Raw genomic sequence first — 13537 nt, 5'->3', positions numbered from 1 at the left:
GGACGACGGGGACGACGACCTCGGCATCGGCCGCGGCCTCGACGACGACGGCGACACCGGCTCGGCGGGGGAGGGCGGATCGTCCTTCGGGCCGGACGGGCCCGCCGGTGGTCCGGACGCGTGACGTAGATTCTTCCCGCCGGGCCCGCCCACGCAGCGACGGACCCGCCGCCCACCGCACCGACCGGCAGGAGTAGTGAAGTCGTGGATCGAGTCACCTTGCGGGGACTGAGCGTCCGCGGACACCACGGAGTGTTCGCGCACGAACGCGAGGACGGCCAGACGTTCGTGGTCGACCTCGTGCTCGGCCTGGACACCGCCCCCGCGGCGGCCACCGACGACCTCGCGCTGACCGTGCACTACGGTGTGCTGGCCGAGCAGGTCGCGGCGATCGTCGCCGGCGAGCCGGTCGACCTCATCGAAACCCTCGCTCAGCGCATCGCCGACACGTGCCTCGGGCATGAAGTGGTCGAGGAGGTGGAGGTGACCGTGCACAAACCGGACGCGCCGATCACCGTGCCCTTCGACGACGTGACCGTCACCATCACGCGGAGGCGCCCGTGACTTCCCCGAGCCCCGAGTACCCGTCCGAGCAGCAGCCCGTCGATCCGACCGTGCAGCCCGTGCCGGCGGCCGTCACCGCCACGGTCGACGCCGCCGACAGCACGCTGCAGAATCCCCGGAGCGCGGTGATCGCCCTCGGCAGCAATCTGGGCAACCGCCTGGAGACGCTGCAGGGAGCCGTCGACGCGCTCGAGGACACCCCCGGTGTCCGGGTCAAGGCCGTCTCGCCGGTGTACGAGACCGAGCCGTGGGGTGTCGAGCCCGGCACCCAGTCCGCGTACTTCAACGCGGTCGTGCTGGTCCGCACCACCCTGCCGCCCGCGTCGCTGCTGGAGCGCGCCCACGCCATCGAGGAGGCGTACCTGCGGGTGCGCGCCGAACGCTGGGGGCCGCGCACCATCGACGTCGACATCGTCGCCTACCAGGGCGTGGTCTCGGCCGACCCGGTGCTGACACTTCCGCATCCGCGGGCGCACGAGCGGGGCTTCGTGCTCGTACCGTGGTACGACGTGGATCCGGCCGCGGAGCTGCCCGGCCACGGCGCGGTCGCCGACCTGATGGCGGCCGTCGGCCAGGAGGGTGTGCGGCTGCGGCCCGACGTGGAACTCCGGCTGCCCGAGTAAGCGTTGGCAGCAACGAGGACCAAGGAACGGTGGAGGCGGGCAACTCGGTGAGGACGCTGCGGATCAGGACACTGGCGGGACTCTTCGTGGTCGCGGCGGTGGTCTCCTGGGCGGGTTCCCGGCTGTGGGACACCGTGGGGACGCTCCCCGGGGTGCCGGTCGCGGCCCCCATCGTGCTGGCGCTGATCGCCGTGGCCCTGTTCGCCACGGCGCTGTCGCTGCGGTCCCGGCTGCGGGCCCAGCGTGAGCGGCGGCCCGGCGCCAAGGGCGTCGACCCGCTGGCCGCGGCCCGGGCGGTGGTCTTCGGGCAGGCCAGCGCGTTGGTCGCTTCGCTGGTGGCGGGGATCTACGGCGGGGCGTGCGTCTATCTGATCATGTACAAGCTGGACATGGCGCCGCGGCGCGACCAGGCGATCTACGCGGGGACCGCGGTGCTGGCCGGGATCGCGGTGGTGGCCGCGGCGATCTTCCTCGAGCGCGTCTGCAAGCTCCCCGAGGACGACGACAAGTCCACGACTCCCCCCGACCAACGCCGCAACGCCTCCCGCTGAGGGTCAGCCCGCCCGGGCAGGCACGGACTCTGTCTGCGCAGAGGGCAACCATCCAGGGGCGCGGGGAACTGCGCGACCAGCCACGACGGCGCCGCAGTTCGTCACCGCCCCGAAGGGGCTGTTGCTGCCGTGTCCGGACCACCGGCCGGTGGCCGGTTGCTCGCGCTGGGGGCACCTCCCGGGGAGGGTGTACCCGGTCCTGGGTGAGGGGAGGGTGCTTGACCGGGGGCGGCCGGTCATGGTTGGGTCCGCAGCGTGAACGCGTTCACGCTGCGCCTGCATCGGAGGGTCCACCTGGACCTCCTCCGCTACGCGGGCTGCGTGTGTACGGCCGCGCGCTGAAGCGCGCCTCAGGCCCGCCGTTCACCCACGTCCCAGGCTTGGTGACCCATGCCCGTGCCCTCCCGCACACCCTTTTCCCGTCAGGTTTCCCGTGAGGGCCTCGCGCCCAGCCCCGCCGACCTGCTCGACTTCGCCCGGCGCGTGGCCGCCGACCCCGCCGTCGTCGGCGCCCTCCCGCTGGACCCCGAGGGCCGCACCTGGACCCGCCTGGAGGGCCCCGGCGGCGCCGAGGCCTGGCTGATCGGCTGGCCGCCGGGCGCCGAGACCGGCTGGCACGACCACGGCGGCTCGCACGGCGCCTTCGTGACCGCCGCCGGTGAGCTCACCGAGCGGTCGCTGTCCGTCCCGCTGCCCTCCGAGGGCTGGCGCTCGCTGGAACTGGCCGACGGCCTGGACCGGCTGCGGGTGCTGCCCGAGGGCCGCGGCCGGGCTTTCGGCCGCAACCACCTGCACCAGGTGGAGAACCGTTCGGGCAATCTGCACGCCGTCTCGGTGCACGCCTACTACCCGCCGCTTCCGCTGATCCGCCGGTACAGCCGCAAGGGCAGCACGCTGCGGCTGGAACTCGTCGAGCGCCCCGAGGAGTGGTGATGGCCGCCCGTTCGGTCGAGGAGCACCTCGCCCGGGTGCGTGCCGGGCTGGTCCGGCTGACGCCGCGTCAGGCCGCGACGGCCGCCGCCCGGGAGGACGCCCTGCTGGTGGACATCCGGTACGCCGCACTGCGCGACCGCGACGGCACCGTGCCGGGTGCGGTGGTGGTCGAGCGCAACGAACTGGAATGGCGGCTGGACCCCGTCGGCTCGCACCGCCTGCCGCAGGCCACCGGCCACGACCGGCTGGTGGTGGTCTTCTGCAACGAGGGCTACGCCTCCTCCCTGGCCGCGGCCTCGCTGCGGGAGCTCGGACTGCACCGGGCGACCGATCTGGTCGGCGGCTTCCAGGCGTGGCGGGCGGCCGGCCTGCCGGTCACCGCGCCCGGCGGAATCCCCTCCGTGCCGACCCCGCACATCGGTTCTTCACCAACTCCGCACAATGCCACTTCGGCCGGATTCGATCTTGAAGAATGATCTTGAACCGGGGGATGCGGAAGGCATTTGCGGACACATCGTGCCCAGCTGAACGCTCTCCGTGTCCCCCGGGGGAATCCGGGGCCCAAACCCCCCGAAAATTAAGGGACCCGGCGCCCCACGACGCCACCGCGCACGCTAAATTTCTGGCCATGCCCCGTGGACGCCACCGCCATTCGCAGCCGCTGCACCGGCTGCTGCCGCCGCTGACTGTCGCGTGCTGCGCCGCGGTACTCGCCGCGGCCTCCCTGTTCGCCGGCGATCCGGCCGTTCTGCGGGCGATCGCCGGGGCCACGGCCCTCACCGCCTGCGCCGGCGCCCTGCTCGCCCGCAACTGGGACCGGTCCGCCGGCCGTGAGGTCGCCGAGCTGACCGCGGCCCGGGTCCGGGACGAGTGGCACACCGACGAGCGGATCGCCGAGGTCGAGACGGACCTCGAGGAGTCCCGCGAGATCCGCACCCGGCTGGAGAAGAAGCTGCGCAGCAAGCGGGCCGAACTCGCCCGGCTGCGCACCGAGCACGCCGAGCTGCTGCGCCGGTACGCCACGGCCGAGTCCGAGCGCGCCCGCGCCCTGGAGGCCAAGCGCCGGCTCCAGGTCGAGGGCACGAACGCCCCGCAGCCGCTCGCCCTCACCACGGGGGCCCCGCCGGTCGGCCCGGCCGCCTACCTCAAGGCGTTCCAGGCGCTGCGGGACCTGCCGCGCAACGCGGCCAGTCAGCAGGCCCAGCGCACGGTGGAGGAGGCCCGCCGCCGCGAGGCGGCCGCGGTCACCGACGACCGGCAGGGCAAGCACGCCTCCGGCGCCCCCACGGCCCTGCCGGTGCGCGAGCACCGCCTGGTGCCGGCCGCCGCCGCGGTCCTCCCGTACGCGCAGCGCGGCTCGTCCGCGACCGCCTCGGCCTCGGGCAACCGCGCCATCGGCGGGTTCGACTTCTTCGGCACGCAGTCGCGCAAGGCCCTGGAGTCGGCCGACGCCGGCCAGGACCCGGCCCGCGAGCACGAGCAGGCGGCGGAGACCCCGGCAGACCCCGAGGTCATCGACCTGACCGCGCACGACGAGACCGAGCAGCTCGACGTCACGGAGCTGCGCGCCCAGGTCTGACCGGCCCGTCCCGGGCGGGCCGTCCCGGGCGGTCCGCCCTACTTGTCGATGTCGCCCACGACGAAGAACATCGACCCGAGGATCGCCACCATGTCGGCCACCAGCGTGCCCGGCAGCAGCACGGTCAGCGCCTGGATGTTGTTGAAGGACGCCGAGCGCAGCTTGAGCCGGTAGGGCGTCTTCTCGCCCTTGGACACCAGGTAGTAGCCGTTGAGGCCGAGCGGGTTCTCGGTCCACGCGTAGGTGTGGCCCTCGGGGGCCTTCAGCACCTTCGGCAGCCGCTGGTTGATCGGGCCCGGCTTGAGTTCGGCGAGCCGGTCCAGGCAGGCGTCGGCGAGGTCCAGCGCGTTGTGGGTCTGCCGCAGCAGCACCTCGAACCGGGCCAGGCAGTCGCCCTCGGTCCGCGTCACGACGTCCAGCACGTCGCCGAGTTCGCCGTACGCCAGGTAGGGCTCGTCCCGCCGCAGGTCGAAGTCCACGCCCGACGCGCGGGCGATGGGGCCGCTGATGCCGAACGCGTGCACGTCCTGCCGCGACAGCACGCCGACGCCGCGGGTGCGGCCGCGGAAGATCTCGTTGCCGAGCACCAGGTCGTCGAACCGGTCCATCCGCGAGCGGACCGAGGCCACCGCGTGCCGGGCGCGTTCGGTCCAGCCGTTCGGCAGGTCCTCCTTGAGGCCGCCGACGCGGTTGAACATGTAGTGCATGCGCCCGCCGGAGACCTCCTCCAGCACGTACTGGAGCTCCTCGCGTTCGGTGAACGCGTAGAAGATCGGGGTGATCCCGCCCAGCTCCAGCGGGTAGGACCCCAGGAACATCAGGTGGTTGAGGACCCGGTTGAGCTCGGCGAGCAGGGTGCGCGTCCACACCGCGCGCTCGGGCACCTCCATGCCGAGCATCCGCTCGACCGCGAGCACCACGCCCAGTTCGTTGGAGAACGCCGAGAGCCAGTCGTGCCGGTTGGCGAGCATGATGATCTGCCGGTAGTCCCGGGCCTCGAAGAGCTTCTCCGCGCCCCGGTGCATGTAGCCCACGATCGGCTCGCAGCTCTGGATCCGCTCGCCGTCCAGCACCATGCGCAGCCGCAGCACGCCGTGTGTGGAGGGGTGTTGCGGCCCGATGTTCAGCACCATGTCGGTGCCTTCGGCCGCCCCGCCGATCCCGATCGTGGTCTCCGTCATGCCCCCATCCTCTCAGTCCCGGCCCGGTACGCCGACGGCGGAATCGCTCTCGGCGTGATCGCTGGCGGACGGCCCCGGACGGCCCCGAGAGTGAGGGCATGGAACTGCTGGTACTGGGTGGGACGGAATTCGTCGGGCGTGCGGTCGTCGAGGAGGCGGTGGGACGGGGCTGGCAGGTCACGGTCTTCCACCGCGGCCGGCATCCGGCGCCCGCGGGCGTGCGGGTGCTGACGGGGGACCGGGAGGGGGACCTGGGCGCGCTCGCCGAGGGCCGCTGGGACGCCGTGGTCGACACCTGGTCGGGCGCGCCGGGCGCGGTGCGGGCGTCGGCGGAACTGCTGAAGGGGCGAGTGGGCGGCTACGCGTACGTCTCCAGCCGGTCGGTGTACGCGTATCCGACGCCGGCCGGGCTGGACGAGAGCGCACCCGTTGTCGAGGGCGCCGAGGACGCCGAGGACGCCGACTACGCGGCGGTCAAGCGCGGCGGGGAGCTCGCCGCGCTGAAGGCGTTCGGGGACCGGGCGCTGCTGGCCCGGGCGGGCCTGGTCCTCGGTCCGTGGGAGAACATCGGCCGGCTGCCGTGGTGGCTGAACCGGATCGCCCGCGGCGGTGAGGTGCTGGCACCCGGGCCGCGCGACCTCGGGCTGCAGTACGTCGACGCGCGGGACCTCGCCGCCTGGATGCTGGACGCCCTCGCCGCGGGGCTGGGCGGCCCGTACAACGTGGTGAGCGAGCCCGGCCACACCACCATGGGCGAGCTGCTGGAGGAGTGCGTGGCCGTCACCGGGTCCTCGGCGGTGCTGCGGTGGATCCCGCCGGAGGTCGTCGAGGCGGCGGGCATCGAGCCGTGGACGGAGCTGCCGGTGTGGCTGCCGCCGGGCGAGCTGTACGACACGCTGCACCGCGGGGACGTGAGCAAGGCCCTCGCGGCGGGCCTGCGCTGCCGGCCGGTGGCGGACACCGTGGCGGACACCTGGGCCTGGCTCCGGTCCCTGCCCGGCCCGCCCCCGCAGCGCCCCGACCGGCCGGCCGCGGGACTGCCGGCCGCACGCGAGGCGGCGGCCCTGGCGCTGCTCGGCGCCTCCTAGGTCCTGCCCTCGGGCAGCGGTCCGGGGGCGGCGTCCGCGGGCAGCAGGCCGGCGCACTCCAGGCCCACGGGTGTGCTGAGCCAGGTGAAGGAGCCCAGGCCGGTGGGGGAGAGCAGCTCGGCGACGTGGGAGGCGGCCGCCAGGCGGCGGACGTAGGCGGCGGGGTCGGTGGAGGCCAGCGACAGCGGTGGGCGGGCGCCGGAGAGCCCCAGGGCCCGCAGCGCGGCGCGCTGCGGGCACGTCGTCCCCGGCAGGGCGTCCCAGGCCACGTGGGCCGTGATGTCGCAGCTCCCGTCCGGGACGGGCGGCACCTGCCGTCCGTCCCGGTAACCCGTCAGGGTGCCCTCGGCCGGCCGGGACGCCAGCGTGTGCCCGTAGTCGACTGCCACCGCCAGCCCCGCGGCGAGCGTCCCCACGGCCCCGGCCCACGCCTCCTCCCGGGGCAGCCCGATCTCGGCGCGGCTCTCCTCGGGGCCGGGCGGCCACCACCGCCGCAGCCACTCCGCGTCCTCACCGCGCACCTCGGCGCCCGGCCGCTCCCGGCCGTCGGCCGTCCGGACCTCCAGGTAGCGCGCGTCACCCGTGGGTGTGACGATCGCGACGTCCAGCGGCACGTTGTCCAGCCACTCGTTGGCGAAGAGCAGTCCCCGGGCGCCCGGCGGCGGCTCCGGGGTCCAGACGACCCGCGGGTCCAGCCCGTCCGGCCGCGCGGCGCGTTCCACCGCGTGGACCCGCAGCCGATCCGTCACCGCGGCGGGCAGCGCGGCCAGCACGCCCGCGGCCAGTTCGCCGCGCCCGGCGCCCATGTCGACGAAGTCCAGCTCAGGGGGGCGCCCGAGGGCCGCGTCGACCCGCTCCAGGAGCGAGGCGACGGCCCCGGCGAAGTGCGGGGAGGCGTGCACCGAGGTGCGGAAGTGCCCGGCGGGGGCGTGCCGCACGAAGAAGCCGCCGGGCCCGTACAGCGCGCGCTCCGTCGCGGTCCGCCAGGGCAGCCACTCTTCGTCCACGGCGCCTACCGTATGTGACGGCGGACGTGGGACGGATCACAGGGGATGTGTGAGGGAACCTTCACGCCTGCGTGGAGCGTCCAACGTCCGAGCGCTGTGCCGCCCGAGCCCGGTAGGGTTTCGTGCGGCACGGCAGTACGAGGGAGTGGACAGCGGATGACGGCCGGACACGAGGGCACCCCGGAGAACGACGACCCGTTCGCGTATCTCTACCGGTCCGAGGGCGGCGAGGAGCAGGACCCGGCGGGGGCGCAGCGCCCTGCCTATCCGCAGCCGCGCACCTCGTACAACCAGGTGCAGCGCGTCGGTGAGCGGCGCAGCCCGCAGCAGCAGCCGCCGGCGACCGGCGGCTACGGCTACCCGCCCCAGCAGCAGTACGGCGGCGCCACCCAGCAGTACCCGCAGCAGCAGTACACCGGCGCCACCCAGCAGTACCCGCAGCAGCAGTACGGCGGGCAGGGCGGCCAGCAGTACGGCGGGCAGGGCACGCGCGAGTTCGGGTCGCCGCCTCCGGGCGGGCACCGCGGCGCGGGCCAGCAGGGCGGCGGGGGCGGTGGCACGCCCAACCGCAAGGGCCTGCTCATCGGGGCCGTCGCGGTCGTCGCGGCCGTCGCGATCGGCATCGCCTTCGCCATGACCAACGGCTCCGGCGGGGACAAGGGCAGCAACGACAAGGCCGCAACCACGCCGCCGTCGGTCGCCTCGACCGCGCCGAGCAGCGACCCCAGCCCCTCGGCCACGCCGACGCAGTTCGACTCCGGCAAGACCGACGCCTCGACGCTGACGCTGGGCGGCGGCGCCGAGAAGAGCACCCAGTGGCCCGGCGCCGCCGCCTCCGGCGGCACCTACGTGGACGGCCTGGGCACGGCCGGCGCGACGGTGACATGGACGGTCACGGTGCCCGAGGACGGCCCGTACACGTACTTCATCGACTACGGCAACGCCGGCCAGACCGCCAACCTCGGCCTCGCGGTCAACGGCAAGCCCCGCTCCAACCCGGTCAACCTGCCCAACTACGGCAACTACACCGACTGGTCGAAGGCGTGGGACAACACCACCTACCAGTGGGTCGACCTGAAGAAGGGCGCCAACACCCTCACGCTGACCTGCATGCCGAACACGAACTGCGGCGTCAACCTCGACCAGGTGTGGCTGAAGCAGGGCCAGGTCAAGAAGTAGGCCCGGGCGACGGAGCGGGCCCGCACCGGCCGGCCCCGCCTCCCCGCCCGGCCCGCGCCCGGATCAGCCGGCGGCGTCCACCTTCACCTGGGGGAGCAGCTCCTCGTAGACCGCGCGGTCGTACTCGCCGGCCGCGGGGGCGACCACCGTCGCCGCGGACAGGGCGACCGCGCGGGCCAGCCGGCGGGGCCACGGCAGTTCCTCCACCACGCCGGACAGCAGACCGGCCACCGCCGAGTCGCCGGCGCCCGTCGGGTTGCCGGTGAGGCGGCCGGGCGGCAGCGCCCGCCACAGGCCCTCCTCGGTGACCGCCAGCATGCCCTCCGCGCCCAGGGACGCGGCCACGGCCCGCGCCCCGCGCCGCCGGGCGTCCCGGGCGGCCCTGGCGGGCTCGGAGAAGCCGGTGAGCCCGGCCAGCTCGTCGGCGTTCGGCTTGATCAGGTCGGGCCGCGCGGCGAGCCCCCGCCGCAGCGGCTCCCCGCTGGTGTCCAGCAGCGCGAACACCCCCGCCGACCGCGCCTCCCGGACGAGTTCGGCGTACGCGCCCACCGGCACGCCCGGCGGCAGGCTGCCGCACAGCGCCACCGCGCCCGCCTCGCCGGACGCCAGCAGGCTGCGGTAGACCTCCACGAAGGACGCCCACTCGGCGGGGCTGACCGTCGGGCCGGGCTCGTTGAACATCGTGGTGTCGCCGCTGGCGGCGTCCACCACGCCCACCGTCCTGCGCGTCGGCCCAGCGGTCGGCACCAGGGCGTCGGTGAGCAGGTCCGCCCGTGTGACGGCCGCCAGACGGCGGCGCAGCTCGTCGCCCGCGGGCCCGCCGGCGAAACCGGTGACGACCGTGTGGTGGCCCAGGTCGGCCAGCACCCGCGCGACGTTGAGTCCCTTGCCGCCGGGCCGCTCCGCGATGTCGAGGACCCGGTGGGTGGTGTGCGGGCGCAGCGACGGGACCCGGTAGGTCACATCGAGTGCCGCGTTCAGCGTGACGGTGATGATCACCATGTGATGATGGCAAAACCGAGGCGGCCAGCCCAGACCGGGCCGGCCGCCTTTACCCACACGTTTCCCGGCGGTTCCGCGGGATGGGCGGGGGTGCTCCCTGTGCCCCGTTATGCGCTCGCGGCCGGCGCGACGACCCACTCGCCCTTGCGCATGACGCCCACCAGGTCGTAGGCCTCGTCCAGCACCACCAGGTCGGCGTCCTTGCCGGGCTCCAGACCTCCGACCCGGTCGGACAGGCCCAGCAGGCGGGCGGGGTTGGCGGAGAGCGCCTGCACGGCGTCTGTCAGGGCCAGGCCGTCGACCGTCACGGCCCGCTTGAAGGCGGTGTCGAGGGTGAGCGTGGAGCCGGCGATGGAGCCGCCCTCCACCAGGCGTGCCACGCCCTCGCGCACCTCGACCTTCATCGGGCCGAGGTCGTACATGCCGTCGCCGAAGCCCGCCGCGTCCATCGCGTCGGTGATGAACGCGACCCGGCCCGCGCCCACGCTGCCGAAGGCGAGTTCGAGGACCGCGGGGTGCAGGTGGGTGCCGTCGTTGATCAGCTCGACGGTGACCCGCTCGTCCTCCAGCAGCGCCGCGATCGGGCCCGGCTGGCGGTGCTGCAGCGGCGGCATCGCGTTGAACAGGTGGGTGGCGACGGTCGCGCCCGCGTCGATGGCCTCGCGGGTCTGCTCGTAGGTGGCGTCGGTGTGGCCGATCGCGGCGATCACGCCGAGCTCGGCGAGCAGCCGCACCGACTCGATGCCGCCGGGCAGTTCGGCGGCCAGGGTCACCATGCGCACCGCGCCGCGGCCGGCCTCGACGAGCTTGCGCACGTCGGCCGGGTCCGGGTGGCGCAGCAGGCCCTCGTCGTGCGCGCCCTTGCGGCACGGCGAGATGAACGGGCCCTCGTAGTGGATGCCGGCCAGGTCGCCCTGCTCCACCAGTTCGGCCAGCAGGCCCGCCTGGCGGGCGAGGGTGTCGAGGTTCTCGGTGACGGTGGAGGCCACCACCGTGGTGGTGCCGTGCTCCCGGTGGGTGCGGACGCCGGTGAGGATCTCCTCGGCGGTGCCGGAGGTGAAGGACGCGCCGCCGCCGCCGTGGTTGTGGATGTCCACGAAGCCGGGCACGACCGTCCAGCCGCGTCCGGACAGGTCGACGGTGGTCTCCCCCTCGGTGGGGGCGCCTGCCGTGCCCGAGGGGTCTGCGGCCGCGAACCGGGTGCCCTCGACGGTCAGCCGGCCGCCTTCCACCACTCCGGACGGCAGGACCACACGGGCACCGGTCAGCACGGTGCGCTGCGTTGTCGATACGGGGGCCATCAGGCGCTTACCTCCACGGAGATCAGATCCCAGGCGAGCAGGCCCGCACCCAGGCATCCGGCGGTGTCCCCGAGGGCGGCGGGGACGATGAGGGGGAGTTTCTGGAACGTGATGCGGGCCTCGACGGCCGCGCGCAGCGGACCGAAGAGGGTGTCCCCGGCTTCGGCGAGACCCCCGCCGATGATCAGCACCTCGGGGTCCAGCAGGGTGAGGCCGGTCACCAGGCCGGCGGCGAGCGCCTCCACGGCGTCGCGCCAGACCTCCAGCGCCGCCGGGTCGCCCGCCTCGACGGCCCGCGCGCAGGCCGCGGCGTCGGCGTCCGGATCGCCGCTGGCGGCGGCCCACGCCCGGGAGACCGCGCCGGCCGAGGCCAGGACCTCCAGGCAGCCGCGCTGCCCGCAGTTGCACCGCGGTCCGTCCGGGCGGACCACGATGTGGCCGATCTCGCCGGCGTAGCCGTGGGCGCCCGCCTCGATGTGCCCGTTGATGCCGATGGCGCCGGCGATGCCGGTGCCCAGCGGCAGGAAGAGGAAGCGGGTGGCGCCGTTGCCGGCGCCGATCCGGCCCTCGGCCAGGCCGCCGGTGCGCACGTCGTGGCCCAGGGCCACCGGGACGCCGTCGAGCCGTTCGGACAGCAGGTCGCGCAGCGGCACGTCCTTCCAGCCGAGGTTGGCGGAGTAGGCCGCCACGCCGCGGACGTCGTCGACGATGCCGGGCACGGCGACGCCCGCCGCGACGGCCGGCTCCCCGTACTCCCGCAGGCCGTGGTCGCGCAGGTCGGCGGCGAAGTCGAGGATCGCGGTGACGACCGCGTCAGGACCGCGCTCGCGGCCGGTGGGACGGCGTGCCTGGTGCAGCAGCGTGCCGTCCGCGGCGACCAGGGCGGCCTTCATCCCGGTGCCGCCCACATCGAGGGCGATGACATGTCTCACGGGAGACAGTCTCCCGTCTCACCCCTGGACAGGTCTAGTCCACTCCGGGGCAAAGATCGATCGAAGCCCGTCCGGAGGCGGGTCGTGGGCACTGGGCGGGACCCGTTGCGGAAGCGATATCACTCATGGTGTAGACCTTGGCTCAAGGTGTGGGGAAGACTCGACGCTTCCGTGGGCGTGTGGACACGAAGAACGCCCGTAGTCAGTCAAAGGCGGTAGGAACGGTGCAGCGGCGACGACTTCTCGGACTTGCGGCGATGGGAGCCGCGTCCGTCCTGGCGGCCACCACCCTCAGCGCGTGCGGCGGCAGCAGCCCGCTGAGCAAGGACGTCACGCTGCACATGGTGGCCGCCGACTACGGCGACCCCAAGACGCACAACAGTTCCACGAAGTACTGGGACGACGTCGTCGCCGCCTTCGAGAAGCAGAACTCGCACATCAAGGTGGACGTCCAGGTTCTGAGCTGGGACGTCGTCGACGACAAGGTCGCCCAGATGGTGAAGGCGGGCCACGCGCCCGACATCGCCCAGATCGGCTCCTACGCGGCCTACGCCTCGGCCGGCCAGCTGTACAGCGCCGACGACCTGTTCACGGTCAGCGAGCAGTCCGACTTCCTGCCGGCCCTCGCCGACGCGGGCTCGGTCAACCGCGTCCAGTACGGCATACCGTGGGTGTCCAGCTCCCGGATGTTCTTCTACAACAAGCACCTCTTCGAGCAGGCCGGCATCACCAAGGCCCCGAAGTCCTGGGACGACGTGGAGAAGGACGCCAAGCTGCTGAAGGCGAACGGCGTCAAGGACCCCTACGGCCTGCCGCTCGGCACCGAGGAGGCGCAGGCCGAGTCGCTGCTGTGGATGCTGGGCGACGACGGCGGCTTCACCGACAGCGTCGGCAGCTACACCTTCGACTCCGCCGCCAACATCGAGACCTTCCAGTGGCTCAAGACCCACCTGGTGCAGCCCGGTCTGGTGCAGGCCTCGGCCCCGGGCAAGACCAACCGCCGTGACGTCTTCGCCGACTTCCTGTCCGGCAAGGCCGGCATGATCATGGGCCACCCGACGCTGCTCGCCCAGGCCAAGGCCGCGCACATCGACGTGGGCGTGGCGCCGCTGCCCGGCAGGACGGGCCCGTCCAGCGACACCCTGGGCGTCGCCGACTGGATGATGGCCTTCAAGCAGAACGGCAACAAGGACGCGTCCGGCAAGTTCCTGCAGTTCGTGTACCAGGAGAAGAACGCGGTCAAGTTCCTCGACGAGTACGGCCTGCTGCCGGTGACCACCACGGCGCTGACGACCATGAAGAACGACCCGAAGTACGCGGACCTGCGGAAGTTCCTCGACCTGCTGCCGGAGGCGGTCTTCTACCCCGTCAACAAGACGTCCTGGGGCCCGGTCAGCGACGCCGTGAAGGCCGACATCGGCAAGGCGGTCACCGGCGACCCGAAGACGGTGCTGTCGAAGCTGCAGGTCACGGCCCAGGGCCTGGACAACGCGCAGAAGTCCTGACGCCGGGCCCGGACGGCCGAGGGCTGACGCCCGAGCTCGTGAAGTGGCCGGCCGAGGAACGAGGCCGTCCGCGGAGCGAGTGAGCAGGAAGC

General features: G+C 73.6%; 14 protein-coding genes. 9 read left to right on the top strand and 5 right to left on the bottom strand.

Annotated elements, in window-relative coordinates:
- Positions 1 to 204: 204 nt before the first annotated feature.
- The 6 genes from folB to K7862_RS14725 all read left to right on the top strand — a co-directional run bounded on the left by folB (position 205) and on the right by K7862_RS14725 (position 4250).
- Positions 205 to 564 carry a dihydroneopterin aldolase gene (folB, locus tag K7862_RS14750; RefSeq protein WP_222963028.1) on the top strand — a complete coding sequence of 120 codons (360 nt, stop codon included), beginning with the start codon at positions 205 to 207 and terminating at the stop codon, positions 562 to 564.
- A complete protein-coding gene (folK, locus tag K7862_RS14745; protein ID WP_222963027.1) occupies positions 561 to 1187 on the top strand; it encodes a 2-amino-4-hydroxy-6-hydroxymethyldihydropteridine diphosphokinase in 627 nt (208 codons plus the stop codon). Before folB ends, folK begins: the two co-directional genes overlap by 4 nt.
- A 47-nt stretch (positions 1188 to 1234) precedes the next feature.
- Positions 1235 to 1738 carry a DUF3180 domain-containing protein gene (locus tag K7862_RS14740; RefSeq protein ID WP_222963108.1) on the top strand — a complete coding sequence of 168 codons (504 nt, stop codon included), beginning with the start codon at positions 1235 to 1237 and terminating at the stop codon, positions 1736 to 1738.
- 390 nt (positions 1739 to 2128) lie between these two features.
- On the top strand, positions 2129 to 2671 hold the full coding sequence (locus K7862_RS14735; RefSeq protein ID WP_222963026.1) for a cupin domain-containing protein: 543 nt from the start codon (positions 2129 to 2131) through the stop codon (positions 2669 to 2671).
- Positions 2671 to 3147: a rhodanese-like domain-containing protein gene (locus K7862_RS14730; protein ID WP_222963025.1), complete on the top strand. Its 477-nt coding sequence runs from the start codon at positions 2671 to 2673 to the stop codon at positions 3145 to 3147. The genes K7862_RS14735 and K7862_RS14730 overlap by 1 nt, the downstream gene beginning before the upstream one ends.
- A 152-nt stretch (positions 3148 to 3299) precedes the next feature.
- A complete protein-coding gene (locus K7862_RS14725; RefSeq protein WP_222963024.1) occupies positions 3300 to 4250 on the top strand; it encodes a hypothetical protein in 951 nt (316 codons plus the stop codon).
- A gap of 38 nt (positions 4251 to 4288) precedes the next feature.
- On the opposite strand, the gene K7862_RS14720 is transcribed toward K7862_RS14725, so the two are convergent.
- Positions 4289 to 5431, bottom strand: a complete 1143-nt coding sequence (locus K7862_RS14720; protein WP_222963023.1) for an NADH-quinone oxidoreductase subunit D — start codon at positions 5429 to 5431, stop codon at positions 4289 to 4291.
- 98 nt (positions 5432 to 5529) lie between these two features.
- Between K7862_RS14720 and K7862_RS14715 the strand changes: the two genes are divergently transcribed.
- Positions 5530 to 6519 carry an NAD-dependent epimerase/dehydratase family protein gene (locus K7862_RS14715; protein WP_222963022.1) on the top strand — a complete coding sequence of 330 codons (990 nt, stop codon included), beginning with the start codon at positions 5530 to 5532 and terminating at the stop codon, positions 6517 to 6519.
- On the opposite strand, the gene K7862_RS14710 is transcribed toward K7862_RS14715, so the two are convergent.
- Complete coding sequence (locus K7862_RS14710; RefSeq protein ID WP_222963021.1) at positions 6516 to 7526, bottom strand: SAM-dependent methyltransferase; 1011 nt, start codon at positions 7524 to 7526, stop codon at positions 6516 to 6518. The two genes, K7862_RS14715 and K7862_RS14710, sit on opposite strands and share 4 nt — an antisense overlap.
- 156 nt (positions 7527 to 7682) lie before the next feature.
- Between K7862_RS14710 and K7862_RS14705 the strand changes: the two genes are divergently transcribed.
- Positions 7683 to 8705, top strand: a complete 1023-nt coding sequence (locus K7862_RS14705) for a carbohydrate-binding protein (RefSeq protein ID WP_222963020.1) — start codon at positions 7683 to 7685, stop codon at positions 8703 to 8705.
- A gap of 63 nt (positions 8706 to 8768) precedes the next feature.
- Here K7862_RS14705 and K7862_RS14700 read toward each other — a convergent pair whose 3' ends face one another.
- The 3 genes from K7862_RS14700 to K7862_RS14690 form a co-directional block, all read right to left on the bottom strand.
- The gene (locus tag K7862_RS14700; RefSeq protein ID WP_222963107.1) at positions 8769 to 9704 is read right to left on the bottom strand and encodes a 1-phosphofructokinase family hexose kinase; all 936 of its coding nucleotides are present in this window, start codon (positions 9702 to 9704) and stop codon (positions 8769 to 8771) included.
- 110 nt (positions 9705 to 9814) lie between these two features.
- Entirely contained in the window at positions 9815 to 11008 is a 1194-nt protein-coding gene (nagA, locus tag K7862_RS14695; protein ID WP_222963019.1) for an N-acetylglucosamine-6-phosphate deacetylase, read from the bottom strand.
- Complete coding sequence (locus K7862_RS14690) at positions 11008 to 11940, bottom strand: ROK family protein (RefSeq protein ID WP_222963018.1); 933 nt, start codon at positions 11938 to 11940, stop codon at positions 11008 to 11010. Before K7862_RS14690 ends, nagA begins: the two co-directional genes overlap by 1 nt.
- A gap of 257 nt (positions 11941 to 12197) precedes the next feature.
- On the opposite strand from K7862_RS14690, the gene K7862_RS14685 reads away from it, so the two are divergent.
- On the top strand, positions 12198 to 13445 hold the full coding sequence (locus K7862_RS14685; protein ID WP_222963017.1) for an extracellular solute-binding protein: 1248 nt from the start codon (positions 12198 to 12200) through the stop codon (positions 13443 to 13445).
- The last annotated feature ends 92 nt before the right edge of the window (positions 13446 to 13537 follow it).

Origin of the sequence: Actinacidiphila acidipaludis (assembly GCF_019890725.1) — a bacterium.
GTDB classification, from domain to species: domain Bacteria; phylum Actinomycetota; class Actinomycetes; order Streptomycetales; family Streptomycetaceae; genus Actinacidiphila; species Actinacidiphila acidipaludis.
Note: the sequence above shows the minus strand (reverse complement) of the source record. Positions and strands in the feature narration are given on the sequence as shown.